Source organism: Paenibacillus sp. 01T442 (genome assembly GCF_056398345.1).
In genome coordinates, this window is record NZ_JBFTPF010000167.1 from 1 (window position 1) to 3,256 (window position 3,256).

A 3,256-nucleotide genomic window follows, 5' to 3' on the forward strand; every position below is an offset into this window, starting at 1 on the left:
AAACAAGCACCACAACAGGATTTACTAAAGTAATGTAAAGAAGGAGGATTGAAAGATTGCATGCAAAAAAAGTATTAAAACAGAATCTCAAGAAATTTTTAAAGACAAATAGTAACGAGTTTACCGAGCGAGTAATTGATATTTACTACCAAGGTAGTTTGAGGGAAGATTTGACAGATGGTTTTGAAAACATGGATTTGGCTCTCGAGGGAAAGGCAATAACTCATTTCTGCACAGGTGTAGTCAGAGATGTTCCCCTTGAAACTCTGTTAAGGAATGACTTGTTAACGGAGTGGTTGATTTTCAAAAAAAATTTAATTGGCGACGAAGAAGCTCAAGATATGTATTCTATTTTAGTTAATATATATTGTGCGCTCTACGGCATAACCAATGATTAGATGATATTGTGCTAACGTAAGAACATTACTTTAATAGGGATCGCTGGCTGCAGCGCAGTCAGACGATCCCTATTATGCTGAAGTAAGGGCAGGATATTGCAACGAATTATGGAGCATTGCGTCTAAATAAACAAAGAAAAAGTTGGGGGGATTAAGTTGTCCATAGAGAGAGATAAAATGATAAGTTCACTCAAAAACGTCGTTATTCCCAGCTTACTCGACCGTGGCTTCAAGGGTATTTTTCCTCATTTTCGAAGAATAAGCGAAAAGAAAATAGACCTTCTAACATTTCAATTCGATAAATATGGTGGTGGTTTTATTATCGAGATAGCAGTTTGTTCACCAGAGGGTCATACACATCATTGGGGAGAAAAAGTTCCTCCGAACAAAGTGACCACACATGATTTACATCCCGATAATAGGCTAAGGATTGGTGATAAGGATGAGTGGTTTAGATACGACAAACGAAGTTTCTTTGGCAATAGTTACGACAAAGTAGCAAACAAGGTGTTAAAAAGTCTTAGTGACGCGGATGACTATTGGTCCGTCACTAACTTTCGCTAAGCTTACGGGCACGCATATGGAGGAGCAGGCGATGTAGATGCTCCTCTTGGCCATTAAGCTAAAGGGCAAATTTGCTTAATAGTCACCTTTATAATTATGGTATAACTTGGGTAAAGGGGGGCTTGAATTGACAGTAATCATTAATAAAAATGGCTACGTGTTTTTAGAGTGCATCTCACTGAATGAACATGAACTAAAGAATTACTCACCGCTGGCAGGTTCATACGCCTTGGCTCGATTCAATAGTAAGTATCTAATTTGTTTTAATACATTGAGAAAACAATGGGAAATACCTGCTGGGGGAAGAGATGACAGTGAAACGGCTAAGGAATGTGCGATTCGGGAGCTTTTTGAGGAAACAGGGCAAGCTGTTAAGGATATGGAATTTAAGGGCTTACTGAAGGTTAGGAAACCAGATGGTACAATGAAATATAACCCAATTTTTTATGTAGAATTGGATAATGTAGAACCTTTTAATAAAAATGATGAGACAGACCAAATATTATTTTGGAACTTCATCGATAATATTGGCTATATAGATGAAGTTGACGAGGCAGTTCTTAGATGGTGTAAGTCGTTGAGTTAACGAGAGAACGATAGCATAGTAAATAGGGGGAGCAGAATGCCACAGCAGCTGCTCCCTGTTTTCATTCAACTAATGGCAGACTAATAAAAAAACATACGAATAAGAATGTTATGAAGTGGAAACTTTTTACATGCCTCCTTCGTCATATTTTTAAAAAACGAAATATTGGGGGGATGATACAATGATGTCGAAGAGAAAACAGATTTGGATTATATCGATCACGTCGTTGTTAGTGATTTATTTGCTTTTCTTTCCCAATGTAACGGCAGAACTAGCGGTAAGGAAGCATTTATTCTTCTCTCTCTATCCAATAAAAGCCTTCACTGTTCAAGTTGAGGGGAAAGGTAGCACTTCTTTTGGGGGAGCAAAATTATACTATGTTAACGAAATATCCAAATCATTTATATGGGTGAAGAAAAATTGGTTAGGTTATCGTGTGATTACTGATGGAACTGGACCATGAATCGCAGTGAGGTCCAACGCCTGTTCAACTAACGCAATACGATAGTTGAGGGGCTTGCTTCGCGGTAGCCCCTTTTTGTAATATGTGATGTAATTATTTACGAATCTAATTGTATTCGATATAATGATAAACTCGATAAAAACAAGGGGGTTTTGAAGTGATTATTTCCGATTGGGTATATACGGGGTTTATAAAATTGAGCAAGTTCTTGAGGATTTAATTAATTCAAAACCTGTACAAAGATTGCGAGGGGGACACCAAGGTGGRGCTAGTTATTTAGTAAATCCAAAATGGAACGTGACTCGATACGAGCATTCCGTTGGTGTTATGCTATTAATTCGAAAGTTAGGCGGTTCCTTAGAAGAACAAATTGCTGGCTTACTTCATGATGTTTCACATACAGCTTTTTCTCACGTTGTTGATTTTGCATTAGACCAAAAAGCAGAAAACTATCATGAGTAGATTTATGATCAGGTAATAATTGAATCGGACATACCAGAAATTCTTACTCAACATGGATATAATTTCAACGACGTTCTCCAACATGATGGATGGACCATTCTGGAGCAGAATGCACCGGAATTATGTGCTGACCGAGTAGATTACACGCTTAGTGACATGTACCATTATGGTTATATTTCAAAAGGCGAAATGGAGGACTTCCTTCAAAAAATAATTATTGTAAACGACAAAATGTCTTTGACAGACGTAGCAACTGCTGAATGGTTTGTCCAAACATACTATAAAGAGGTTATTGATTTCTTTTTGGATCCATTGAATATATATGGATACGATATCCTTGCGAAAGTAATAAAAATGGCTTTAGAGACTGAAGAGATTGAATTTAAAGATTTGACCCTTCTGTCTTCTCTGATAATCAATTAATAAAAGCTTCAGAGTTGTCAAACCGAATACAAGTAATGTCTGAAAAAGCCTATGCGAAGGCTCAAGAAGGTATTTATGTAAAGGTTATCTAGATTAGGTTCAAAGATTGCCCGTTAAGCTAAAGCAGAACAAGAGTTGAATAAACACACCATGAGGCAATAGGTAGCTATTTTCAAAGGTGGTATAGGGGGCAAACAAGTGATAATTAACAATAAAGAATTTCAAGTGAATGGACTGATTTATACCATTAGGTCTTCCATCGAAAGCGATGCTAAAAATTTGTCCGAATTAAGATTACAAATTGATGGAGAAACGGAGAATCTGGACAGAGAAAGAGGAGAAGCTTTCATTGATATACCT

Annotated in this window: 4 protein-coding genes and 2 pseudogenes; all 6 read left to right on the plus strand. The window is 37.1% G+C overall.

Annotated features, from left to right (window positions below; genetic code table 11):
- The first annotated feature begins 56 nt into the window (after nt 1-56).
- On the plus strand, nt 57-398 hold the full coding sequence (locus AC1DLM_RS34985) for a hypothetical protein (RefSeq protein WP_477572578.1): 342 nt from the start codon (nt 57-59) through the stop codon (nt 396-398).
- A 156-nt stretch (nt 399-554) separates the two neighbouring features.
- Entirely contained in the window at nt 555-962 is a 408-nt protein-coding gene (locus tag AC1DLM_RS34990; RefSeq protein ID WP_477572579.1) for a DUF4304 domain-containing protein, read from the plus strand.
- A 127-nt stretch (nt 963-1,089) separates the two neighbouring features.
- The gene (locus AC1DLM_RS34995; RefSeq protein ID WP_477572580.1) at nt 1,090-1,548 is read left to right on the plus strand and encodes an NUDIX domain-containing protein; all 459 of its coding nucleotides are present in this window, start codon (nt 1,090-1,092) and stop codon (nt 1,546-1,548) included.
- A 181-nt stretch (nt 1,549-1,729) separates the two neighbouring features.
- Entirely contained in the window at nt 1,730-2,011 is a 282-nt protein-coding gene (locus tag AC1DLM_RS35000; RefSeq protein WP_477572581.1) for a hypothetical protein, read from the plus strand.
- Between the two features lie 171 nt (nt 2,012-2,182).
- Nucleotides 2,183-2,988, plus strand: a pseudogene (locus AC1DLM_RS35005) (HD domain-containing protein).
- A 106-nt stretch (nt 2,989-3,094) separates the two neighbouring features.
- Nucleotides 3,095-3,256 (plus strand): annotated as a pseudogene (locus AC1DLM_RS35010) (GNAT family N-acetyltransferase); the annotation flags it as partial.